The organism is Paenibacillus sp. cl123, from assembly GCF_900101595.1.
Taxonomy (GTDB): Bacteria; Bacillota; Bacilli; order Paenibacillales; family NBRC-103111; genus Paenibacillus_G.
This window is the reverse complement of sequence record NZ_FMYY01000005.1, coordinates 60,225-83,395: the sequence shown is the minus strand read 5'-3', so window position 1 is coordinate 83,395 and position 23,171 is coordinate 60,225. Positions and strand designations below refer to the sequence as shown.

Annotated in this window: 20 protein-coding genes and 1 riboswitch; of the genes, 3 read left to right on the top strand and 17 right to left on the bottom strand. The window is 59.1% G+C overall.

Annotation, left to right across the window (positions count from 1 at the left end; genetic code table 11):
* The first annotated feature begins 161 nt into the window (after positions 1 to 161).
* Positions 162 to 1,139 carry an aldo/keto reductase gene (locus BLR08_RS11275; RefSeq protein ID WP_072329407.1) on the top strand — a complete coding sequence of 326 codons (978 nt, stop codon included), beginning with the start codon at positions 162 to 164 and terminating at the stop codon, positions 1,137 to 1,139.
* Positions 1,140 to 1,345: 206 nt separating this feature from the next.
* Here BLR08_RS11275 and BLR08_RS11270 read toward each other — a convergent pair whose 3' ends face one another.
* The 5 genes from BLR08_RS11270 to BLR08_RS11250 all read right to left on the bottom strand — a co-directional run bounded on the left by BLR08_RS11270 (position 1,346) and on the right by BLR08_RS11250 (position 7,174).
* Positions 1,346 to 3,241: an FAD-dependent oxidoreductase gene (locus tag BLR08_RS11270; RefSeq protein ID WP_072329408.1), complete on the bottom strand. Its 1,896-nt coding sequence runs from the start codon at positions 3,239 to 3,241 to the stop codon at positions 1,346 to 1,348.
* A complete protein-coding gene (locus BLR08_RS11265; RefSeq protein ID WP_072329409.1) occupies positions 3,238 to 4,074 on the bottom strand; it encodes a hypothetical protein in 837 nt (278 codons plus the stop codon). The genes BLR08_RS11270 and BLR08_RS11265 overlap by 4 nt, the downstream gene beginning before the upstream one ends.
* 34 nt (positions 4,075 to 4,108) lie before the next feature.
* Complete coding sequence (locus tag BLR08_RS11260) at positions 4,109 to 4,945, bottom strand: AraC family transcriptional regulator (RefSeq protein ID WP_072329410.1); 837 nt, start codon at positions 4,943 to 4,945, stop codon at positions 4,109 to 4,111.
* A 494-nt stretch (positions 4,946 to 5,439) separates the two neighbouring features.
* On the bottom strand, positions 5,440 to 6,243 hold the full coding sequence (locus tag BLR08_RS11255) for a M55 family metallopeptidase (protein ID WP_072329411.1): 804 nt from the start codon (positions 6,241 to 6,243) through the stop codon (positions 5,440 to 5,442).
* 19 nt (positions 6,244 to 6,262) lie between these two features.
* The gene (locus tag BLR08_RS11250; protein ID WP_072329412.1) at positions 6,263 to 7,174 is read right to left on the bottom strand and encodes a sugar phosphate isomerase/epimerase family protein; all 912 of its coding nucleotides are present in this window, start codon (positions 7,172 to 7,174) and stop codon (positions 6,263 to 6,265) included.
* A gap of 168 nt (positions 7,175 to 7,342) precedes the next feature.
* Here BLR08_RS11250 and BLR08_RS11245 point away from each other — a divergent pair, with 168 nt between their 5' ends.
* Positions 7,343 to 8,233, top strand: coding sequence for an AraC family transcriptional regulator (locus tag BLR08_RS11245; RefSeq protein WP_072329413.1), 891 nt, complete (start codon positions 7,343 to 7,345; stop codon positions 8,231 to 8,233).
* Here the strand turns inward: BLR08_RS11245 and BLR08_RS11240 are convergent.
* The 4 genes from BLR08_RS11240 to map form a co-directional block, all read right to left on the bottom strand.
* Positions 8,230 to 9,066 (bottom strand): transglutaminase-like domain-containing protein, encoded by an 837-nt coding sequence (locus BLR08_RS11240; RefSeq protein ID WP_072329414.1) that lies wholly within the window; start codon positions 9,064 to 9,066, stop codon positions 8,230 to 8,232. The two genes, BLR08_RS11245 and BLR08_RS11240, sit on opposite strands and share 4 nt — an antisense overlap.
* A 116-nt stretch (positions 9,067 to 9,182) precedes the next feature.
* Positions 9,183 to 9,932 (bottom strand): class D sortase, encoded by a 750-nt coding sequence (locus BLR08_RS11235; RefSeq protein ID WP_072329415.1) that lies wholly within the window; start codon positions 9,930 to 9,932, stop codon positions 9,183 to 9,185.
* 78 nt (positions 9,933 to 10,010) lie between these two features.
* Positions 10,011 to 12,071: an LPXTG cell wall anchor domain-containing protein gene (locus BLR08_RS11230; protein WP_072329416.1), complete on the bottom strand. Its 2,061-nt coding sequence runs from the start codon at positions 12,069 to 12,071 to the stop codon at positions 10,011 to 10,013.
* Positions 12,072 to 12,419: 348 nt separating this feature from the next.
* The gene (map, locus tag BLR08_RS11225) at positions 12,420 to 13,166 is read right to left on the bottom strand and encodes a type I methionyl aminopeptidase (RefSeq protein ID WP_072329417.1); all 747 of its coding nucleotides are present in this window, start codon (positions 13,164 to 13,166) and stop codon (positions 12,420 to 12,422) included.
* A 338-nt stretch (positions 13,167 to 13,504) separates the two neighbouring features.
* Between map and BLR08_RS11220 the strand changes: the two genes are divergently transcribed.
* The gene (locus tag BLR08_RS11220) at positions 13,505 to 14,425 is read left to right on the top strand and encodes a hypothetical protein (protein WP_072329418.1); all 921 of its coding nucleotides are present in this window, start codon (positions 13,505 to 13,507) and stop codon (positions 14,423 to 14,425) included.
* Between the two features lie 128 nt (positions 14,426 to 14,553).
* Here BLR08_RS11220 and BLR08_RS11215 read toward each other — a convergent pair whose 3' ends face one another.
* The 8 genes from BLR08_RS11215 to BLR08_RS11180 form a co-directional block, all read right to left on the bottom strand.
* Positions 14,554 to 15,348, bottom strand: coding sequence for a GNAT family N-acetyltransferase (locus BLR08_RS11215; protein WP_072329419.1), 795 nt, complete (start codon positions 15,346 to 15,348; stop codon positions 14,554 to 14,556).
* Between the two features lie 68 nt (positions 15,349 to 15,416).
* Complete coding sequence (thiM, locus tag BLR08_RS11210; protein WP_072329420.1) at positions 15,417 to 16,226, bottom strand: hydroxyethylthiazole kinase; 810 nt, start codon at positions 16,224 to 16,226, stop codon at positions 15,417 to 15,419.
* A gap of 90 nt (positions 16,227 to 16,316) precedes the next feature.
* Positions 16,317 to 17,084 carry a 3-oxoacyl-ACP reductase gene (locus BLR08_RS11205; RefSeq protein ID WP_072329421.1) on the bottom strand — a complete coding sequence of 256 codons (768 nt, stop codon included), beginning with the start codon at positions 17,082 to 17,084 and terminating at the stop codon, positions 16,317 to 16,319.
* Positions 17,085 to 17,258: 174 nt separating this feature from the next.
* The gene (locus BLR08_RS11200; protein WP_218131563.1) at positions 17,259 to 18,812 is read right to left on the bottom strand and encodes an acyl-CoA reductase; all 1,554 of its coding nucleotides are present in this window, start codon (positions 18,810 to 18,812) and stop codon (positions 17,259 to 17,261) included.
* Positions 18,813 to 19,961 carry a LuxE/PaaK family acyltransferase gene (locus tag BLR08_RS11195; protein ID WP_072329422.1) on the bottom strand — a complete coding sequence of 383 codons (1,149 nt, stop codon included), beginning with the start codon at positions 19,959 to 19,961 and terminating at the stop codon, positions 18,813 to 18,815.
* Positions 19,962 to 20,107: 146 nt separating this feature from the next.
* Entirely contained in the window at positions 20,108 to 21,163 is a 1,056-nt protein-coding gene (locus BLR08_RS11190) for an ABC transporter substrate-binding protein (protein ID WP_072329423.1), read from the bottom strand.
* Positions 21,160 to 21,948, bottom strand: a complete 789-nt coding sequence (locus BLR08_RS11185) for an ABC transporter permease (RefSeq protein ID WP_256257524.1) — start codon at positions 21,946 to 21,948, stop codon at positions 21,160 to 21,162. The genes BLR08_RS11190 and BLR08_RS11185 overlap by 4 nt, the downstream gene beginning before the upstream one ends.
* A complete protein-coding gene (locus BLR08_RS11180) occupies positions 21,926 to 22,696 on the bottom strand; it encodes an ABC transporter ATP-binding protein (RefSeq protein ID WP_072329424.1) in 771 nt (256 codons plus the stop codon). The genes BLR08_RS11185 and BLR08_RS11180 overlap by 23 nt, the downstream gene beginning before the upstream one ends.
* Before the next feature lie 66 nt (positions 22,697 to 22,762).
* A riboswitch (TPP riboswitch) is annotated at positions 22,763 to 22,876 on the bottom strand.
* Between the last annotated feature and the right edge of the window lie 295 nt (positions 22,877 to 23,171).

Here is a 23,171-nt window from a genome sequence, read left to right as displayed (position 1 = left end):
TTTCCGAAGAAAATACCTGATAACTCTGCTTCGTTGGAAGCAGTTACCCAAGAATTCGCCACTTCAAGCTTGGCTAAGTGGGGGAGTGTTCAAGATGAAGAGGCTTAGTCATCCGCATACGTATCATCAAGATGAAACGCATCATGTTAGGAGGAGTTTGTGTGAAGCAGCAGCCGCTCTCGCATTGGGGCATCGAGACAAGCCGCCTGGTCCTTGGATGTATGGGACTAGGGGGAGAATGGAATCTTAATCCTTACACGCAAGCCGACGTGAAAAAGGCCGAGGAAGCGATCGAAGCCGCTATCTCGGCCGGCATCACGATGTTCGATCATGCCGATATTTACCGGAGAGGGAAAGCCGAAGCCGTGTTCGGCGAAGTGTTGAAAAGCAATCCCGGCTTGCGCGACTGCATGACGATTCAATCCAAATGCGGCATCCGCTTTGCCGAAGGCGCCGTGCCGAACCATTTCGACTTCTCCAAGGAGCATATCCTGGCCTCCGTCGACGGCACCCTCCAGCGTCTGGGCATCGAAACGCTCGATATTTTGCTCCTGCATCGGCCCGATCCTTTGATGGAGCCGGATGAAGTAGCGGAAGCGATCCAGACGCTGAGAGCATCCGGGAAGGTGCGCCGGTTCGGCGTATCCAATATGAACGTGTCGCAAATCCGCTTCCTGCAGCAGGCCAGCCCCGAGCCGTTTATCGTCAACCAGCTGGAGATAAGTCTGTCCAAGCTGGACTGGCTGGATCAGACCGTTCATGTGAACCAGAAGGCCGGAACCGCGGTCCACTTCGGCGATGGATTGCTGGAGTATTGCCAGACCGAGCGGATTCAGCTTCAGGCGTGGGGGCCGCTGTCCAAAGGGCTGTTCACCGGCAACGCGTCGCCGGATGCGCCGGGGCATGTGCTGGCAACGGCTGGACTTGTTCAGCAGATGGCGAAGGACAAAGAGACGACGCCGGAAGCGATCGTGCTCGGCTGGATGATGCGCCATCCCGCGCTGATCCAGCCCGTGATCGGCACCGCCAATGCCGCGCGCATCCGCGCTTGCGCCGACGCCGCCCGCCAGGCGGAACTGATGACGCGCGAGGAATGGTATACGCTGTACGTCAGCGCACGCGGCAAAGCTTTGCCTTAAGGCTCTCGCCGTGCGGAGCCCGAGGGCTCGAACCGCGGGCGAGCTTAGAGGTAGCTCGTCGCAGCGGAGCCGCTGAGTTCCGGTGCCGTTACGGCCGCGCCACCCGCCTCTCGTTCATCTGTGCGCAAGAAGACCCCGGCATCCACATCGACAGTGGTTCCGAGGTCTTCTTTGGTTTCGTTTATGGACGAATCGTCATGCTTGCCTCACGGGGCTTCACTGACACTCCGGCTCCAACCGCTCAGATGCTTCTCCACGATCATCCTTGTGCGATCCTGCATCGCATATTTGATGACGCGGGAGCCCTTGAAGGAAATCCGCAGCGCCAGCTCCGGCTGTCCGAGCCAGTCCCGGATGGCGGCGGCTATGCTATCCCTCAGCTCCGGATGGCCGTCCCCGATGCGCAGCAATGCCATAACGGAGTAGGACGCGTATTGAAAATACAACTCCTGCGAGTCGGAGATAAACTCCCAGTTGCGTTCCTCGGGCGGTAGATCCGGCAAGGCGTCCGGATCACGGAGAATGCGCAGCAGCTCCGGCACGATTTGCTTATCCCGAAGCTTGCCCAGCAAATAAATGGCCGCGTAGCCGCGCACTTGATTGTACTTGCGGCTCGTATACGGCACGAACATGTCGCGTTCTTCCACAATCCGCCGCAACGCCGGGATAGCGGCCGGATCGCCGATCAGCCCAAGCGCCATCGCGCTGTGCTTCATCAGATGCTCTTCCTCCTCCTCTGCGGCTTCTGCCATCCATTCGCGCAGCTCGGCCGCGAGCTGCCCGCCGAGGCGACGCGCGGACCAGATGGCGATGCCGGGCTTTGTGCCGGCAAGCTCCTGCCGGATTTCCGCCGGGTCGGTCAGCCACTTCCGCGTAAGATAACCATGCTCCGCCGGCATGGAGCTGTCCTTGAACTCTACGCCCTTGTCCCGCTCCAGGCAGCCCGTCTCTTCCAGCAGCGGCCGCAGCTCCTCATAAGGCAGCTCCTTCAGGGAGCAGCCCTTGCGGATGCTGAGGTAAGCCATATCCGCCGCCGCTTCCCCGCTCTTCTGCATATCCCGCTTCATCCGGATACAGCCCGCCAGGTCATGGTCAAGGGACAGGCTGCGGCCCGCGACCAGCAAGCCTTCCGTCCCTCGCGGAATATGGGAGCCCATCGGGATCGGTACCGTAAAGTTCAGTCCCCACAGTCCTGCCACGACCGTCCAGTCCTGCTGCGCTTCGCTCTCGAAGGCGATATCCTTGCTGTGGTTGTCCAGATTGGAATAGGCGTAGAAAAGCGGTTGGCCGCTGTAGCGCTCCTCGATAAAGTCATGGAACGTCACTGTCTCCTCCCCGACGATCAATCTGCCTTCACGGAGGCCCAATTGAGGCACCACCTTCAGCAGCAGCGGCTCTTCCTCATAGACGGGCTTCAAATGGGTTTCCAGCAGCGACGATTCCACGATAGCCCTCGACAGCGCCTCAGGATCGGCCGCATCGACATAACCGGAATCCGTATAATGATGAACTACCTTATGCCCGCTCAGCCGCTGCACGACATTCGAGAAAGGCTGAACTTGACCGTCGATATCCCGGCCCTGGCGCGTCTCGCAGCCGGCCAGGGCGCATACCTCCGCTTCTCCCGAGGCGTCGATAAGCACGCGGCAGCCCGAACGGCGAATCCCCAGCGGACCGGTCCAGCGCAAGCCGACAACTCGCCTGCCTTCCATGATAACGCCCAGTACGACCGACTCGTAATGAAAGTCAACCCCGGCTTGAGCCGCCGCGCGCTCCAGCACGATGCTCTTGGCCGCCGCATTGACGCCTCCGGCCTTGAGAAACGAAGCCGCTTCCAGCTCGGCGGTCTGTCTGTCCATCTCCTCATAGATGCCGCCCCGCGTACCGAAGTAGTAGCCGGTTACTCCGCCGAGCGTGCCCGCGCCGCCCATGGCGTGCATCCGTTCCACGCCGAGCACCCGCATTCCCAGCCGGGCGGCGCGGATGGCCGCCATAGCGCCTGCGGTCCCCAGCCCGACGACAATCACATCATAAGCATCGTCCAAGTCAGGCGCGCAGTCCGTTTGCCGCACCTGGCCGCTCCACCGTTCCGAGATCATCATCGCTTGGACACCTCCTCCCATTGATAGCGAAATCGCACGCCAGCCTCAAACGCGGCAAAGGGATCGGCATATGCGGCAGAAGGATGCCACGCCCAGCCTTCCGCCACCTCCGTTGTTCCGCCATCCACCCCGGCGTCAAAGCCGTCGGCGATCGCAGCAAGCCGCCACGGCTGCAGCTCCTCCGGTCTGGCATCCCACCAAGACAGCAGACGGGTCCTCGCTGCGAACCAATCGTCGCTCAGACTCAGCTGGCAGGACGCCGCCCATTCGGAATTAAAGCGGCCGCGATGGATCGGGTACCCCGCGATAGTCGGCGGAGCCAGCTGCGGAGCGTCCGGGCGGTGAATGATCGCATTCAGCCTTTTGCCGTGCAGCCTGCCGCCGGATGCCGCAGCCGGCTCCGTTTCGCAGAAGCTGGTCGTGTCCACCAGCCGGTCCGCGCGCACCTTGGACAGCCCCGCGGCATCCAGCAGCGTGACTTCGAAGCCGGCGCCTGGCAGCGCTTTCACTTCGACGATGCGGGTCAGGAACCGCACGCGAATATTCCGGCTGTGAATCCACTGCTGCAGCACAGGAACGAAAGCCGGCCAATGCATCCCTCCGTCCTCGCCCACGATATTTCTCCCCACCGCCTCCTCCCGCAGCTCCGCAGTGTCTGTAGACACCCGGCTGGATAAATCGGCCTTGGCAGGGCGGAATGCAGCTGTAAATTCAGCCCCTACGGCCCCCGTTCTCTCCACTACAAGCGCCTGCTCTCCCAGGCTAAGGGCAAGACCAAGTCCGGCAAAGGTCGCTCCCGCCACCAAAACGCCCACTTTTGTCTCCTTTTGCATGCTGCTTCACTCCTCTCAGTTTGAGACGGAACCGTCAAGCGCCGCGATAATCCCTGGGCGACATCCCGGTTGTCTTCGTAAATACGCGCGTAAAATACAAAGGGTCGCTATACCCGACTTCTGCCGCAATTTGCGAGATGGGCTTAACCGTTCCGGCCAGCAGCGATTTGGCATGATCCATCCTCACCTTCTCTACATAGCGCTGGGGACTGATGCCCACCACCGACTTGAACAAGGCTGCGAAATGGCTGACGGACATGGACGCCTGACCGGCAAGAATGTCCCGGTCCAGCGGCTTTCCATAATGCTCTTGAATGTACTGCACCACGCCCTCCACCTGCCGGGCGGCGATTGGGGGAACGACACTCGGGACTGCGGCGGCTGCGTCGCATAACGCATCCAGCAGACGAAGCAGCGCCAGCTTGACCGTCCAGTCGTAGCCCGCCTCCTTCGATTGCCAGGCCGCATGCATGGAGGCAGCCTGCTCATGGAAGGATGTCCCGGGCAGCGCCAGCACTCTCGGGAACGGAAGGGGCGTCTCGGAAAGCGATGTCTGACATTCCGTCCCCTCCCACTGAATCCGCAGCTGATGAAAATGTACGCCATAATACAGCAGCGGATGCTCCCGCGAGCTGGCAATAGCCATGCTCATGCCCGGGGAGAGGTGAAAAAGCCGGCCGGGCCCCAGCTCGAAGCCTTTCCCATCCAGCTCCAGCCGTCCCTCTCCCGCATAAATAAACGCCATATTATTCAGGGTCGTCCTGGAGCGGGTCACCCGAAATCCGGAGTTCTCCCAAAAAGCAGCGTCTCTGTGCAGCACATTGATGATGTTCGGATAAAATTGATGCAGGAACTCTTTGGCCGCTGACATAACCTTCGCCTCTCTAGATAAATCGAAAATCGTCTTGCCTTTATATGTACTATAAAACCCTTGTTCATCAATGTAAATTCACAATCGGATGATCAACATGGATTTTTGTATGAATATATCCGGGCCGTCTGGCTCCGCCGTACGGAATGGCTTCGACATGCCAAACAGCCGCCCCGCAGACGCACAATCACGCTGAGGGCGGCTATCGATAATGAGCTAGGCGACTGCAGAAAGCGATACCGTGAACGGCAAGCGCCTACTGCCGCAGGGAGATCGCCGATCATATACGCGACCATCGGGTCCAAGTGACAATTACCGTGAAAGCCCAAATTGGCGGTGAACGCGCCGTCCATCGTGCCCTTGGAGCAAATCCGCCCGCGTGCTTGGAGCACTAGCTATTCCCCTCCCTTCCACTTAGAGCTAGATGTCATCAGCAAAAAAAAGCCCCGTCTCCACGTACTAGTGGAATCGGAGCTTCTTCGCCTTCGTCCCGCTTATGCCTTGGCAACCAAATATTTCTCCCAAGCCTCAAGCACCGAATCGCCCTTGAATACAAACCGGTCCGGCGCAACGAACGCCTCCGGCACACGCTTCACCAGCTTATGAAACAGCTCACCGGGCTTAAACTGCATATCCAGCTCGATCGGCCCGTCGATCACAAACGGCTTCAGCTCCGCCGCCTTCTTCGCGCATGCTCTCGCTCCCTCGCGGAGCAGCTCTCCGGTCACGGACGGAGGATAACATAACGCCGCCGCATCCCCCAGTGATTCCTTGACGGTTACGGTAAGCACCCCCGGTAGGAGCTCCCGGGCTTCCTTGGCGCCGTCCGAATCCGCCGTAACCAGCACCAGCGGCACGCCCGCCTCTCCCGCCATCAGCGCCTCCAGACCGATTTCCCCTACGACAAGTCCATTGACGCTCATCACGCGGATATCATGCTCGTAGTTATGATTCAGCACAGAGCCCGGTCTTTCGGCGCGGGCATGCAAACCGAGCAGCACCATGCCGTCATAGCCCTCTTGAAGATAAGCTTTATTCTCCGGCGTATAGTTCGGCTTGCCGCAGATGACGCTCACCCGAGGGTCCAGGGAGAAGAACTCCACATTTGTACCGAAAAAATGAATATCATACAGCACAACCCGATCATTCTCGGCTTGCAGCAGCCCGTCGATCACCGCGAGCAGATCATGCTTCAGCATGCTCAGCCCAAACGGATATTCGCCGGCCCCCGGCACGACCTGGCTCATGTTGACGACGCCCGTCAGCCCTTCCATATCCACACGAATCATCCACTTCATCAAGCTCACGTTCTCCTTTCTAGAGCTCCAGCTGCTGCCAGGCCTCATCCAGCTTCGCGATAAATATCCCGATGCTCTCCGACTCGCTCTTGTCCGGGTACGGCCGCATCTCCAGCGTCACCGTCGGCCGCTTCCCATCGGCCAAATACCCGATTTGAAACAGTCCCTTCAGGAACGCGACCAGCTCCGGCACGTCATTTTCCCCATCCGGGTAGCCCCACGGAGGATGCATATCGCCGTATAGCGGATTGCTCGGGTTGCTCATCACACAGCTGCCGAGGTGAATGTGCTGAATATACGGAGCGCAAACGGCGAGCGCATGCTCGAACGTTTCTTCCATCAGAGGAACATGCCCCATATCCATCAGGATGCCGAGGTTCTTCGCGCCCCGCTCATGCACGGCGCCAATGATCGAGACAGCCTCCAGACTTGGACCGACCATCAGGTTTTTGCCGATGGAACGGTCGAACGGCTCGATCAGAAACAGCAGCTCCGGCACATGGGTGCAAAGCTCCGCCAAGTAGTCGATGAAATAGTCCGTCTGCTCTGCCCGCTGCTCCGCTCCCGGGTCAATGCCGCTGGCGATGACCATCTTGCGCGCGCCCAGCCGTCTGGCACGCTCCGCATGCATCAGCACCTCCTGCAAGGTGCCCGCTCGCACAGCTGCATCCGGGTGGTGAGGATTGCGTCCTTCCCCGGTCATCAGCGGGCAGTTGTACACCGGCTCTTTGCCGCTCTCCAGCACCATCGCCCGCTCCGCCTCCTCTACGCCGCCGCCCTGCAGGATGAACATGTCCACTACTTCGAAGGCCGGATGCTCCAGCACGAACGGCAGCGTCTTTACATGATCGTCCACCGATTCAAAGGTTTGCGGGAACAGCAGGTGATGATTGATGCCAAGCCTCATATATGCGTCCCAATGCTTATTCATTGTCCGGTTTCTCCCCTTTCCTGCTCCTGGCGCGGTATGCCTCCATTGTATCGCAGGTATCACGGGGGGAATGGTTCATTCTTTTGAGGTTTATGGAAGAAATTTTCGTTGCGAGCCACAGGCTCATGGTAAAATAACTACACCAGACTGCACAGGAGGTTCCGCCTCATGAGGGTTTCATTCGACACGGCTGCCGAACTCAAGCACGCCATCGACGAATTGTTTAAGGATTTCCCCGTAGCCCTGTATTACGGCTTGGACTCCGTGGCGCCTTTTCCCGATGTTCAAAGCCATAACGGGATTGAAATGTATTATGTGTGGTCCGGCGCCGGGGGATATCTCGTAGGCAATAAAATTTACCCTTTGCAGCCGGGAACGCTTATGCTGATTCGCCCGAATACGCTGCACAAGGTACTTCAGACGGATCTGCACCAGAATGTAGGCAGGCATGTGCTGATCTGGAAGGAGCAGCTGCTGCTCGGCGATTCCTTCATCCCGGACAAGCATCCGCTGCATACGCTGACGGAGGATTGCATGTTTGTACAGGCCGATGCGGAGCACCGGCTAAAAATCGAGGCGATCTACCGCAGCATCCAGGAGGAGCTGACGGAACGCGAAGCGGGTTTTGCCACCATCGTCCAAAGTCTGGTGAAGCAGCTGCTTATGCTGACCTACCGCCTTCATCTGAAGGCCAAAGAAGCCGTCATCGATCTGAAATCGATGCAGCTTCCGAAAGAGATTCACTATTTGGTGCAATATATCGGCTCCAACTTTCAGGAACCCCTTACGCTGGAGCGGCTGGCGGAGCTCGTTCATCTAAATCCCAGTTATTTGTCCACCATTTTCAGGAAATATACGGGCTGCACGCCGCATAAATTTCTTACGCTCAAGCGGGTTCATCATGCCAAAAAGCTGCTCCGCGAAACAGAGCTTTCCATCGGCGCAGTCGCGCAAGAATCCGGCTTTAACGACGCTTCCCACTTCGTGAAGGTATTTAAGCAGCATGAGCAGGCGACCCCTGCCGTATACAGACACCGGGAGCGGGCGGGGTCCGGCTAAAATGACGCTTCGGGGCGATACCGCGAACCGTCCTTCCACTTCTCCACGGTCCGTCCTGCCTGGACATACGGAGCGTCGAATGTGAGATCCATCGTCACCCAGCCTTTTCCTTCTATATATACTTCATTCCAGGCGTGGAATTCTCCCACATCGGGCGCATATCCCTTCACCAGCTTCGCCGGAACGCCCACACTGCGGAGCATCGCGGCAAACGTCGCAGAAGCGTCATAGCAGATTCCTTTGCTTGCCAGAAACGTTGCCTCTACATCCGGCGTATAGTCCGGCGACAGATTGCTTCTGGCTTTCTCATAATCGTAGCTGAAGCGCTGCGCGAGGTACGTATAGATCAATTCGGTCTTCTCGGTCGGAGACGTCGCTTTATAGGTCAGTTCCAGCGCCTTTTGTATCGCGCTCATCTGCCCATTCCAATGAATCGGCTGAATCGATCGCAAATAGACGGCATTCTTGTCTTTCAAATGCAGCTCGATGACCTGCTTGGAGAGCTCCTTGTACGAGCTTCCTCCCTCATACTGATACAAAGTAACGGTGTATGTGCCATTGCCGTCCTTCAGCGGGAACTCTCCCGATCGGAAGGAAGAAGGCAGCGTATAATATTGCCGATCTATCCCCGACTGGACCATCACTCTCTTACGGGCCTCCGGGGAGGCATGCTCCGGTACGCGAACAAGCACGGCCCCATCATGGGAGAAGGCTTGTCCTCTTGGATGAGACATGTCCGCAGCAGTCAAAGGCATGGAAGCGGAAGCGGGGACGGAGACGGGGTTGCCGAGCAGGAAGCCGGATACGGTGAGCAGGATCATGATGTTATTCATTTTTGGGCTCCTCCAAACGAGTTTCTATCGTTTATCAACAGCCCCTATTATATCCTGATATTTCCAATAGAGTCAACCTAAAATTCGACTTTATTTGTCGAATTTTAGGTTATTTTTTATGAAATTTCGACAGCTTTGGCATGTACGATAAAGCGATGCGTTCCCGTGTCGATAGGATCGCATGTGATCAAGGTCAGATACGTGCCTTTCCGGGGCTGCTTCAGGACGGAAATTTCATCGGGTTCGACGATTTCGGTAGCCGTGACCTCGAACGATTTTTTCTCTCCGCCCATCGTCACAACAACGGTATCGCCCTTCTCCAGCTCGACCAAGCGGTTGAACAAACGGCCGTAGTTCAAGCTGCGATGGGCGGCAATGACGGCATTTCCCTGCTGTCCCGGCACCGCTGTTCCTTTGAAATGAACGGCTCCGAGCTTCATATTGGCATCGGTTACTCCCGCCAGCAGCGGAAGCTTGGAGGCGATCTTCGGAATTTCGATGATCCCCATGGCAGCCGGTTTGACCGCAGTTTTAGGCTTGGCCGTTGCCTTGGGGGTCGGAGGCTGTTCCACGGCGACCGCCTCCTGGCGGGGAGACGCCGCTGCTTCTCCGCTTGTCTCGGGGACAGCAGCCGGCCCCGCAGCTCCGTCAGCCGGCTCCACTTGTTCGTCGCCCTGTCCGGGCAGCAGCGATAGCGACGCTTCTTCCGTATCCGCAGCTGCATCCTCTGTACCGATCAAGGCCGAATACTCCTGCAGAGAGGCGAGCAGCTCCCTCTGCTGCTTGTCTTCATGCGCTTGCTGAACATGCGGATAAGCGATCGTACACAACCCGACAAACACAAGGGCGAAAGCCCATTTACGCATACCACCAGCTCCTTCCCTTGTTGTGAATCTATTCCCTTTCCATGCGAAAAGGGGACCTAGGTCCCCTTTTACACTGAGCTACAAGCCGGTACGACGACGCTTAAGTCCGGATACGATACCTGCTGCAATCAGCAGAGCCCCGATCCCGTAATAAGCCCAAGGCGTCTTCTCGCCCGTCTGCGGCAAAGATGGATAGCCAAGCGGAATTTCGGCATCTTCGATAACAGCCGCCGGATCTGATTCTGCAGGCTGCTCTTCGCTCGGCTGGCCCGGACCGCGAGGAACTCCCGAATCTTCAGGAAGCGTGACCTCCGTGTCAGGCACGGACGGAACAGGAGGCGTAGTTCCTGGTGTTGACGTGCCCGGATTCGTTCCCCCCGGAGGCGTCGTTCCAGGCGGCTGGGTAGCAGGAGGGCCTGTCGGAACCGGAGGCTCAACAATCACGATCGTGTCGTCATCGTCGCCACCTCCTTCACTGCCGCCACCTTCGCCGCCGCCAGTGCTTCCGCACAGCGTGGCGCTAGGAGCAACCGTATCTTTGCTTTCCCCGCCGACTGCCACCTTCAGCAGCTCACCATCTGCGGGAGCTGCCAATTGAATGATTGTCTCTCCGTTCGCTGGAATCGTAACTTGACCGCTTACGCCCTTCAGACTGTAGGTCACTTCCGTAACCGTAGAGTTCTGGTTCGTCAGCGCAAAGCGGACAATGCCCGTCTGATTCACGCACATAGCGGATGCGTTGATCAGGGCGACCGTGCTTACCGGACCCGGATTACAGCTGGTCGGATCGGCAGCCACCGTCTCCTTGCTAACGCCGTTGACGGTGACAGTCAGCAGCTCCGTGCTGGCCGAAGCGATTTCCACCGTCCGGCTTTCGCCGGCTGCGAGCGTGACTTGATCGGAAATACCGCCAAGCGTGTAGGTGACTTCGGCTGCCATGTCGTTGCCATTAGTCAATTGAAAGCGAACAATACCAGGCTCCTCGACGCACATCGCCACTGCATCGATCTGCTCTACGGAAGGCTGCGGCCCCGGACCCGGGTTGCAGCTGGTGCGATCGGCGGCCACCGTTTCTTTGCTGACGCCGTTAACGGCGACCTTCAGCAGCTCCGTGCTGGCCGAAGCGATTTCCACCGTCCGGCTTTCGCCGGCTGTCAGTGTCACTTGATTGACAATGCCGCCAAGCGTATAAGTGACTTCAGCAGCCATCTCGTTGCGGTTCGTCAGTTGAAAGCGGACAACACCAGGCACATTGACGCACATCGCAGCTGCGTCGATCCGTTCCACGGAAGGCTGCGGTTCAGGACCCGGATTGCAGTTGGCCGGATTCGGCGCGACTGTATCCCTGGTTTCCCCGTTAAGCGACAGCTTCAGCAGCTCGCTGCTGTTGGAAACGATTTCAATCACTTTGGTTTCGTTTGCTCCCAAAGTCACTTGTCCGGATTGATCGGCCAAGGCGTATTCCAGCGTAACGTCGCTGTCATTGCGGTTGTTCAGCTCGAACCGTGCGGTGCCAGTCGTGTTCACGCACATAACGGTCACATCGATCAGATCGAGCGAAGGCGGTTCGGGGTCCGGCGGACAATTATTGTCCTGATAATTCACCAGGGCCTTGATCAATAACGCTGCCGGGTGCCCGTAAGGAACGGATTCGATGAGAGGTCCCGAATACAGGTCGATCTGCCAGTACCCGCAAGGCATGTCGATCTCAACCGTATGCGTGCCCGGTCCGTAAGTTGCTGTCTTGTTGTCGAACACATATTGCTTGTTGTAAGGTCTGCCCATATAGTCGGGCTGTATGTTGCCCTGGAAGGCATAGCTTGTAAAGGACAACTCAATGCTGCAATACTCGTCGGGAATCGTGAAGGTGACTTTGCCGGCCGTCATGGTTGGCTTGAGAATGCTCTGCCAGACCGGTTGCGTTGTCGCGACGATTGGCGTGCAGGCATTTGAATAGACGGCCTGCCCCACCGACTCCGAACCCTTGTCAACTTCTGCTTGGACGGTTAGGGATGACTGCGTCGGGTCATCGGCGGCCCGGGCGGTCAGATCGATAGTTCCGATAGCCGGAAATACTAGGGCTACCACAAGAAGTATCGACAACCACAGGGCTAATTTGTGCTTGTTTTTCACTCTCATGACTCTGCTCCTTTTTGTATCCTAATCTAGGAAATATGTACTGCCCCTGTTACTAGTTACACCAGGAAACGGCCATTTAAACAAGGAATTTCGTTTTTTTAAAAGTTTTTTTATAGCTCGCCCCCCTAACGTACGGCCTATTTTTAGATACAAATTGTATCACAAATTATAAAATAACTCTAGCCTTAATTTGCCGGAGGAGGTTTTTTCCGTCTAAGGGCTCCCCCGGGTACATCCAGCAGCGGACCGTCGGAAGGCCCTTTTCCCCAGTTCTCCCGCACCGTCCTCCTCTAACTATATGCGGCCTCACACATCGCTCGAATCAGTTTTCGTAAAATTTATCCCTGCTCAAAGCGTTACAATAATCGGCTGCTGCTTAGTCACAATAATCGTATGCTCGTATTGGGCTACGAAAAAGTCGTCCGGTACGCGCAGCGTCCAGCCGTCGCCCGCTTCATAGGCAAATTTGGCTCCCGTGGACAGGAACGGCTCAATCGTGATCACTTGCCCTTCCAGGAGCTTGCGCTTGTCATGCGGGTCGTATACGGGAAGAATCTGTCTCGGCTCCTCATGCAGCGAGCGCCCGACTCCGTGGCTGCATAAATTCCGGATCACGCTAAAGCCCCCGGCGAGCGCTTCCTCTTCGATAATTTTGCCGACCGTATTCAGCTTCACCCCGGCCCGCAGCTGCGAAATCACCTTCATCATCGTCAAACGCGTATGTTCGCACAAATAGGTAAGCCTGCTCGAGCCGCCAGGCTCCAGCACGAAAGACTGCCCTGCGTCCGCATAATAGCCGTTCAGCTCGGCCGACACATCGATATTGACAACATCCCCCGCCCTCAGCTTCCGCCGTCCCGGAATTCCGTGCGCAGCCTCCTGATTGATGCTGATGCAGGTTGCTCCGGGAAATCCGACGGCCAAACGCGGCGCTGGCCTCGCCTTCCGCTCCTCCATCCAGCGAAAACCGATATCGTCGAGCTCCTGCGTGGACATGCCCGGACGCGCCAGCCGCTTCATTTCCGCGATCGTCGAGGCCACTATGCTCCCTATCCTTTGCAAAGCTTCCATATCTTCCGGGGACTCAACCGTCATGCTCGCACGCCTCCCTTAGCTGTTAGTTGAATCATAACAGATTTCGGGCCGATTCACGATAGTCGCGCAGCAGGATACTCACGGGACCGGATCGCCTGTGCCTCCTCTGTTCGCGCCTGTCTTCCCTGCTTTGTCGATTTCTTTGTCTTTTCCTTGTCGTTTTTCGTGCCGCTTTCGCGCAGCCTCCGGGCTTCTTCCGCGCATACAATCGATCCTTCTGCAGAGAAAGCGCCCGTTATGCGCAGGACAGGGACATTTATACAAGCGCCCGGAGGGCAAATGACATATGTTGTAAAGCGAAACTATGCAGACTTGGCGCAGAAAGGAAAGAACCGACTATGGGAAGAGACATCCTGGACATATCGGTCACCCATCATCAGCCTGGCGGCGAAGCGACGCTTGTTCTGGAATGCTTCAGCAGCGCGGCCTACGGCCTCAGCGATGTGCCGAACGACTCCTCCGTCACTTTGAAAAACGGAAGTAAGGAACAAAAGCTCCGCATACGCCGGGGCGAAGGAGATGAATGCGCATTTCCTTATCTCGAAGTTGATCCTGCCGCCGCCAAATCTTTGGGACTTCAGGATAAAAGCCGGTATCTGGCCGACTACAATTCGATGCAGGATACCCTCACCTTGACGCGGATTACCGTCAGCCGCAGCCAGGCAGTGCTGGAAACCGACCGGCACCGCAAGCGCGAGCCGCGCATCGTCGTAGGGGCCGCCCTGGCTGCCGCGCTGGGCATCCCTTGGACCTCCAGTACCGTGCTTACCGTCAGAAGCGGCGCCGGAAGCATGAAAGCGCGGCTAGTGGTGCCCGAGAACGAAATCAGCGAGGAATTGCGCCTGCCCGCTTTCCTCAGCGGAAAGCTCGGACTTTCTCCCGGGGCTCCCGTACCGCTTGCCTATAACCAGAAAACAAAAACGCTCGCTATCGGCGACGCAGCGGCAGCACTCGCTCAGGAGCCTGAAGAACCCGCTCCGCGTCCCGTTAAAAGCAGCCGGACCAAAAGCCATCGTTCCGGGCAGGCGTCGCTCTCCGGCAAAGGCGGCTCCGGAGCTTATTCGACAATAGCGAGCGCCACTTCGCACAAGGTGTCCGTTCCGGCTTCACGGACGGGTACGACCGGCCAACGAGTCTGGACTCGCGCCTCTCGGCAGTCCGGCAGGGAACGCCACGCCGGCTCGCAGCCAGCGGCCTCGGCAGGACGCCGGAGGGGCCCAGCCATCTGGCTGAGCCCTCTCATCACGCATTCCCGTTAACGGTGTGCGTCCCCTCGAACCGTTCTCTCTCTCATCCGAACGGTTCGAGGAGCGCCGCGGCGGGTTACGGCATTCGCGGCAAGCCGGCCGGACACCGCGAAACTGCCCGCCCTTAACGAGCGGAATACTCAAGTCCGTTGGAACCGGTAATGATGGCTCGACACAACTTCGAATCCAAGCTTGCGGTACAAGCCCACGGCCGGCGCATTGTCTCTAAGCACCTGCAAGTAAAGCTTGCGCGCGCCGTGTTCTTGCGACCAAGCGGCCAGCTTGCTCAGCAGCTGCTCCGCTATTCCTTGGCGACGATGCCGGGAGCTTACGATAATGTTGCTGATTCCGGCGTAGCCCCGCTCCGCTACAACCGTCCCGAGCGCGGCTGTCTCGCCTTGCTTCAGCACCCGGGCGAATGCCTTGTCCGGCCCGATGGCCGAGAAAATATGCCGATAGCCACGCAAACGCTCCTTGCCGAAGCCCTCCAGCCGCAGAAATTCGTCCAGCCACTGTTCATCCGCCTGCTCGGCAAGCTCGAATTGAACCGATTCATCGTTCGGCCGGACAGCCTCGAGCAGCTTGTCCGCCTGGGCCGTCATCAGGAAGCATGGCAGCTCAAGCTCATACCCCGCTTCGGCCAGACATTCATCCAGCCCTTCCGGCGAGACGTCGCTGACCTGGATATAGACCGGCAGGCCGCGCTTCCGGTAGAAGCGCTCCACCTCGGCCAGCCAGCCGTCCTCCGGCATCGCTCCGATCGCTTGCACGCTGTTGGCTCGCCTTGTTACACCGAAGGTGGCACGAAGCTTCCAGTCTCCGTACGACTGCTGGATGTAAGCAGGCCAAGCATTGGCAGCCAGCTCCTCCAGCAGCAGCAATTCCTTCCTGGACGATGATGAAGACGCAGTTGATGATGACGCAGACGATGACATGGACCCAGCCTCCAGACCTATACAAGTTATCCCTGATCATACCACGCGGCAGCCAGCGACGCACTCCCCTATATACGGCTGATCAGGGCACGCGAGCGCAAATCCTCGGAGGATGTCGTATGCAGCCTGTTGAGGAATTCGACCTGGAACGTGCCGGGATGGTTCGGCCCGGAAATTTCGACGGCCAGCTCCGCCGCGATGCCGTAATAAGTCAATGCCGTGACGGCTGCAGCCAGCATATTCTTCTCGACAGCGGCGAAAGCTCCGATGACGCTGGTCAGCAGACAGCCCGTTCCCGTGACGGCCGTCAGCAGCGGAGTGCCGTTGCTGATCCGGTACGTCGTCTGTCCGTCGCTTGCATGGTCCTCCGCTCCCGTCACGACGACGACCATCCCAAGCAGGGAAGCCGCCTGCCGGGCAAGCAGGGATGCATCCGCTGCGGTCGAGCTTCCGGCGTCCACTCCCTTGATCTCCGTTTGCGTGCCGATCACATTGGCGATCTCGGCCGCATTGCCCCGGAGCACGGAGACGCGTATGCCTTCCAGAATGCGCTTGGCGGCCGCCGTTCGATAAGGCGTCGCCCCCGCGCCTACCGGATCGAAAATAACCGGGACGCCATGCTCATTGGCCGAACGTCCCGCGATCAGGATGGACTCCACCAGCTCTTCATCCAGCGTCCCCATATTGACGACCAGCGCCCCCGCTATTTTCGCCATATCGGCCACTTCCTCATGAGCGTAAGCCATGACCGGCGATGCCCCCAGAGCCAGCAAACCGTTGGCCGTAAAATTAGTAACGACTACATTCGTAATATTGTGGACAAGCGGCTTCTGTTCGCGCAGCTTGCTCAACATGTCGATGCTTGCTTCGATTCTCATCCTCAGATCATCCCCCTGATAAGTTAAAAGTTTGGACAGCGGGACCTCCCGCTTTGTCCGGCCCCAGCGTCCCGACAACCGTGCAGCGCGCTAGCGCATGACCAGTCCGCCGTCGACATTCAGACATTGCCCGGTCACGAATGCAGCCCAGTCGGAAGCGAAAAACAGCACCGCCCCCGCGATATCTTTCGGAGAGGCCAGCCGGCCAAGCGGGGTGAGCCCGATGATCGCATTTTTCGTATCTTCTTTTGTTTCCCGGCTCGAGTCCGTAGGAGAGGTCAGTCCCGGGGCCACACAGTTGACCGTTATGCCGAACGCCCCCAGCTCCGCAGCCAGATTACGGCTGTAGCCAAGCAGCGCCGCCTTCGCTGTCGTATAGTCGTGATAGGGCACGACAGGGAAATCAATCAGGTTGGTGACCAAATTGACGATCCTCCCGCCGCCCCCCTCCTTCATCAGCGGGATAGCCGCTCGGCAGACATGGAACGCTCCGCCCAAGCTGCCCTCAAGCTGCTCCTGGTAATCGTTCCAGCCGATCTCCCATGCCGTTTTACGCCTCTTCGGATCGAAGCTGTACGGACTAAGCGCGTTGTTAACGACCACATCCAGCCGCCCGAACGCCTCCTCCGCTTCGCTGACCATGGCCTGCACCGCTTGCGGATCGGTTACATCCGCCTGAAGGGCGACCGCTTCCCCGCCTTGCCCTCGGATACGCTCCGCCACCGCTTCGGCGGCCGCCTTGTTGCGGATATAATTGACAATAACCTGGGCGCCGCGCGAACCGAAAGCCTCCGCGACGGCTGCGCCGATTCCGCGGCTGGAGCCTGTGATCAGCACGACTTTGCCGCTAAAATCCATGCTTCCTCCTCCTTCCTGCTCTGAGTCTTATCGGGATAGATAGTTGCTTGCTCTCTAAGAAAAACGCCTGACGGCCCCTAACGCCTAGACGAGACGGGCGAGAGCGGATGGCGCCGGATTCTAGCGGATAAGGCTTGCTCCGCCTCTTCACACCCCGCAAAAAGCTGTCACTGGCTACTCAAAGTCCGGGTCATAACGCTCGGCCTCCAGCTCAGCGCTTCGTTCCAGGTCCACCCAGCGCACCAGATCGAGCAGGTTCATCCGCCCGTCATGATGCCAGCCTGCCGGCGTACGCGCCATCTGGCCGATGGCGCATAGCCGGGTCACGCCGCAGCTCCCGAGCATGGCAGCCGTCCGCTCCAAACGATCGGGACCGACCGCGAGGCCGGCCGTCTGCAAATAATCGCGGTAAGGCCGGAGCAGCCGGACCGCCTGACTCAGCTCCTCACAAGCGAAAACATGAAGCGTCCGGTTCAGCGGCGACGCTTCAAAGCCGGCAGCCCCGTGATAGATCACAGTCCACTCCGTCCCCCCGGCGCTCGCATACACCGAGATCGGCTCCCCCTGCAGCCCCCGCAGCTCCATACGCTGCCGGACCAGCCGGATCGCGGTGGCCTCCGCTTCGGTAAGCACGGCCCGCGGCTTCTTCTGCTGGTAATGCTCCATCTCGGCCGCAACAAGCTGTGCGAACTGTCGGGCAGAGACGGCCCCGCCTTCTTCCACAAATACCCCATGAGGGGCCAGGCAGCCCTGCTGATCATACACCGAGGCATCCTCGGCCAGCTTTCTCGCCGTCTCGCGGAACCGGTCCGCCGACAGTGCCTCGCGTCCGATCATCGCGAAGCTGATCTTGTGCCCGTAGCTGAGAAATGTCCGCCCGGCAGGCGTACGGCTGCGCAGCTGCTCCACAGTCCGCTGCGAACCGTAGACGACAACCGCATCCGCCGCCTCCAGCAGGGGTTGCTCCAGTTCCTCGCTGCCGCCCTTCCACGGCAGGATGGCGAGGCAATCGGCCAGCTCCTCATCGATCTCGGCAAGCGTTCGCGCGAACAGCACCGCCATAAGCGGCTCGGCCGAGGACGTTTTGCCGATGGCGGCCGACTTGAGCAGCAGCCCCATGATCAGACTCCACACCGGAAGTCCCGGCACATTGCCGGAGAACACGTGGAAAATAAGCTCCGGTCCATAGGCCCGGCTCATCCCTCCGTGCTTGCGCGGACGGAATTCGTCCAGCACCCCGGCCGCGTCGAATTCTTCGTCCAGGAACCGCAGCAGCTCCTTCCGGCGGAACGTGCGAAAAAAACGCTTCAGCTCCAGCCGGATCATCTCGCCATCATAGCCTGTCATAACCGGCAGCCAGGTCTCGGCCAGCAGCCGCAGCTCGTAAGCGGGGTCCAGCCAGCGGGCGACAGCCCGGTCCAGCAGCTCCACGATCCGCTCCGTGCGCAGTCCGGCCAAATAAGCTTCCCGGCGAGCGGCCACCTCCCGGGCGATCTGTCCGAGCAGCTCCGGCGAAAGCACCGGCAGCTTCAGCACGAGCGTCCCCGCCGGGCCTTCAAGCTTCCGCTCGGTCCACTGCTCCGGCTCCAGCCCGCGCGGCAGAAGGCAGGCTTCCAGGACAGCCCCGGATGCAGCCACCGCATTGGCGGCGTGCCCGGCAGGGCCGGACTTTCCGTCTGACCGGCTCGAGGGGGCTTGTTTGTCATATTGCTCAGCTATGCGGGCCACCTACTTTCGACTGGCATTCATCAGTTGGTCAACGGCAATGGAGCAGCCCCGCGCCTCCGAGCCCTGGATGCGGCCGAGCAGCACCAGTCCCCGCTCCGTCCGGTAACCCAGATCCTCGGTCAGAATGGCAAGCGAGGAGTTCCAGTTGGCCAGATCGAAGTGAGCCAGCACTCCTGGTTCTCCATCGGCTACAGGCTTCAAGGTATCGGGGTCCAGGACAAGCGTCCTGATCCAAGGACCTCCGGCCTTCTCATGCTCATGTCCCGGCTTTTCTTGCAGCGACCGGCTGCGAATATGGCGGTCATACAGCTGCGAGCTGAGCTCCGTCATCCCGTACATATTCACGCAATCCTCGCGCTTCACACCCAGATGCCGCTCTATATGAGCGTACAGCTCCTCCGGCGTAACCTCGCGCGCCTGTCCTTTCAGTCCGCCGGTATCGAACAGCCGGCTTCCTTCGGGCAGCCGGATATGAATGCCTTGCTCTTCGCAAGCGTCCAGCAGGTGGACAAATGCGAAGGTGGCGCCCATCAGCAGCACGGGCCGGCCTTCCGCTTCCCGCCGCTGCAGCGCAGCCAGCACCTCCTGCAGGTCTATGCCCCTCTCCGGCGAGAAGAACAACCGGCTGTCCGGCTCTCCGAACAGTTCGACCGACCTGGACAAATACCGGGACAACGAGCTGTTCCGATTCACGTCCTCGGCCGGCGACAGGACGAAGATCGTCATTCGTTCACGGTCCGGCAGCACATAGCGCTTGAACGGAGGGGCCATCGAAGCATCCCATACTTCCAGCGTCGGATGGTAGTTTTTGCCCCGCTTGTCTGCCTGCGTCGTGCCGCTGGTCATAAACACAGCCTGCGCTTCCTCCACAGGCTCGCAGGACAAGGTCAGCTCCTTGAACGCCTGAATCGGCAGCGGAGGAATCTCCGTCCAGCTGCGCACCGTCAGCGGCGACTTGCGCCTCGCCTGGCAATATTTGCGGTAAGCGGGAATATGTTTGAACTGATAGGCGAATACCTCCAGCGCCAGTCGGTTAAACCCGGCATCCGCTTCGAGTGCTTCAGGAGCTCCGCCCGCCATATCCGTTTCTTTATAACGATCTATATAAGCAAGCACATGCTCCACGAGTTCCCGGGATTCCGTTCTCATCGCCTGCTGTCACATCCTTTCTCTTTAGGTCGGTTAAGTCGGTTAAGTCGGTTAAGCCGGTCAAGTCGGTTAGTCGGCGAGCAGGTTAGTACTCCCTTGCCTTCCTCTCTCGCCTGCTTGCCTCCTGAACTTTTCAGCAGCCCGGGTTATTTCTTCGCGCCTTCCTCTATGGGCAACAGCTCATTGGTCACGATATCCTTTAGACTCAAGTCCTTCTGGATCAGCCCCAGCCGCTTGTACAAGTCGGCCCCCTGCTGCAGCAAAGCCGCATCCAGCGTACCGAGCGGCTGTCCGCCCGGCGTCAGCGCCGAGGCATTGCGCAGCTTGATCACTTCCCTATTGCGAGCTTTGTCCTGCCCGTCGATCGCTTTGGCAACAGCCACGGCCGCCGCCTCCTCCGGCTTGTCGATCATCCACTGGGCGCTGCGCTTGTATACAGCCAGGAAGCTTTTCAGCAGCTCCTTCTTCTGGGTCAACGTCTCCTCCGTTACGACAAACACATCGCTCGGCACATTCAACGAATCGGCCACCCGCAGCTCGTTCACCTCGCCCAGCCCCTTCAGCTTCGCATCGGCCAGCCCCGTATCCGTCGCAGCGGTCGCATCAACCTGGCCTTGAATCAGCGGAGCGAAATTCGACACCCCCGTCTCGATAATCGTGACGTCCTTCTCCGACAATCCCGCCTGATGCAGCAGCACAAGCAGATTATGCCGGGTTCCGCTGGCCAGACTGTATACGCCGATTTTTTTCCCTTTCAGATCCTTTGGCTCACGGATGCCCTTCTCCTTCAGCGATACCACGTTGAATACATTTTGCGGATAAATGTTGTAAATGACGCGCAGCTTCTCGCCTTTCTCCAGCGCGAAATACAGCGATCCCGGGTCAGTGAAGGCAATATCCGCCTGTTTCGTCAAAATGTTTTTGATCGCATCGCCCCCGCCAGCGCCAGGCACGAAGGTAAAGTCGATGCCCTTCTCCTTGAACCAGCCTTGCGCCTCGGCCTGATACAAATTCGTCTGCTCGGCGATCGGCTTGCTCCAGCTCGCCATGACGAGCTTCTGAGTTTGCGCGGCTGGCGCAGCCGCTCCTCCCGGTCCTTCTTTCTCCATTCCCTTCGTTGCCGCGCCTGACCCGCATGCAGACAGCAGCAGACTCCCCGCGAGCAGCAGGGCCGCCGGTATGGTCCATGATGGCTTATTCATTGGTCGTTCTCCCTCTTATATGGTCTAAGCTTGATCCGTTCGACGGCCAGCACGAGCTGATACAACGCCATGCCGAGCACCGTCAGCAGCAGCAGCACCGCAAACATGAGCGGCGTATCCATCATCCCTTGCGACGCGATCAGCAGCGCCCCGAGCCCTTTGCTTCCCCCTATAAACTCGCCGACTACCGCGCCCACAACCGCGAGCACGACCGCTACCCGCACGCCGGCCAGCATGCCCGGCAGCCCGGCCGGCAGCTTCAGCCGATACAACGTCTGCCAGCGCGAAGCCCCCAGCACGCGAAACAGCTCCTGCTTGAGCGGATCGACATATTGAATCGCGGTCACCGTGCTTTCCAGCAGCGGAAAAAAAGCGATCAGCGCCGTAATGACAACCTTCGGCGTCGTGCCGAAGCCGAACCAGATCATGAACAACGGCGCCAGGGCCAGCTTGGGCACCGCCTGGCTGGCAATAACATAAGGAGAAAGCAGCCTTCGCAGCCAGCTCCACTCGCCCATCCCGATGCCGATCAGCAAGCCAAGCGCGCCTCCCAGCAGCAGCCCGAGCACAATCTCCAGCACCGTCTGTCCGATATGCGGGATAAAGTAGCCGCTGGACAGTCCTTTCCACAGGGCGGCTGCCACAACTGTCGGAGCGGGCAGCACAAGCGCGGAGACGCCGCTGAGCCGAACGCCCAGCTCCCAGACCAGCAGCAGTATGACAAGCAGCGCAGCTGACAGCCATCCGCCGCGGCTTGTACGATTACGCTCGCCGTTCATGTTCATGGCGCTCACCGCCTTCCATCATTTGCCGCAGGGCGAGGCACAGCTTGTTGAAAGGCTCCTCATAGCGGAGCTTGTAATGCCGCGGAGCCGGCAGCGGGACCTGCGCATCCCCGGCGACGCCCCCATCCTGCAGCATGACGACACGGTCCGATACGTACACGGCCTCAGCAATATCATGCGTGATGAACAGCACTGTCATCGTCCGGGCTGCGCACAGCTGCAGCAGCTCCTCTTGCAGTTCTTCCCGCGTCAGCGCATCCAGCGCAGCGAACGGCTCGTCGAGCAGCAGCAGCGACGGCTCACGCATCAGCGCTCGCGCCAGCGCTACGCGGCTCTGCTGGCCGCCCGACAGCTGGCTCGGGAATTTAGGCCCGAAGCCGTTGAGCCCCAGTCGCGCCAACTGGGATTCCGCCGCATCGCGGTCGGCCTTGGTCGGCTTGCCGCGCAGCGCGACCGGCAGCAGCACATTGTCCAGCACTGTCAGCCATTCGAGCAGAGTCGGGGCTTGAAATACCATCCCCATCCGCTCGGGCGGCTTCGTCACGGCTTCGCCTCCGATCCGCACGCTTCCTGCCGAAGGCTTCAGCAGACCGGCAGCCATCTTCAGCAGCGTCGTCTTGCCGCAGCCGCTTCTTCCGAGCAGCGAGACGAACTCTCCTTTTGCCACCCGCAGGCTCAAGTCCCGCAGGACCGGCTGTCCTTCCCGGCTGTATGTATGGGTGATGCGCTCAAAGTCCAAATAGGACATTCTGTCTCTCTCCTTGTTCCTGCCTGCTAACTTGCATCCAAAAAAACACACCCCGCGACTTAAGCAAAGTGTGTTGATCCACCTCTCCCTACGCTGGCATGACCCAACAGGTTCAAATGGTTAACGGCGGCTCAGCCGTACTCTCAGCCCGGTTCCCCCCGGACTCCCATGGTCGTATTCGATTCTTCCTCTAGCATATAGGAAGCTCGGGGGCTGGTCAAGCTGATGGAGCTCTGCCACAATGGCTTTCCGGCTCCCCTGTTCTCCGGCACTCCAACAGTCTCCAACTTTCCAGCCTTCCAGCTCCCCTGTTCTCCAGCACTCCACAACAGTCTCCAACTTTCCAGCCTTCCAGCTCCCCCTGTTCTCCAGCACTCCACAACAGTCTCCAACTTTCCAGCCCCCTGTTCTCCAGCACTCCAACACTCTCCAGCCGTCCAACTGTCCATCTCTCCACTCCGCCTTCCGCACGAAA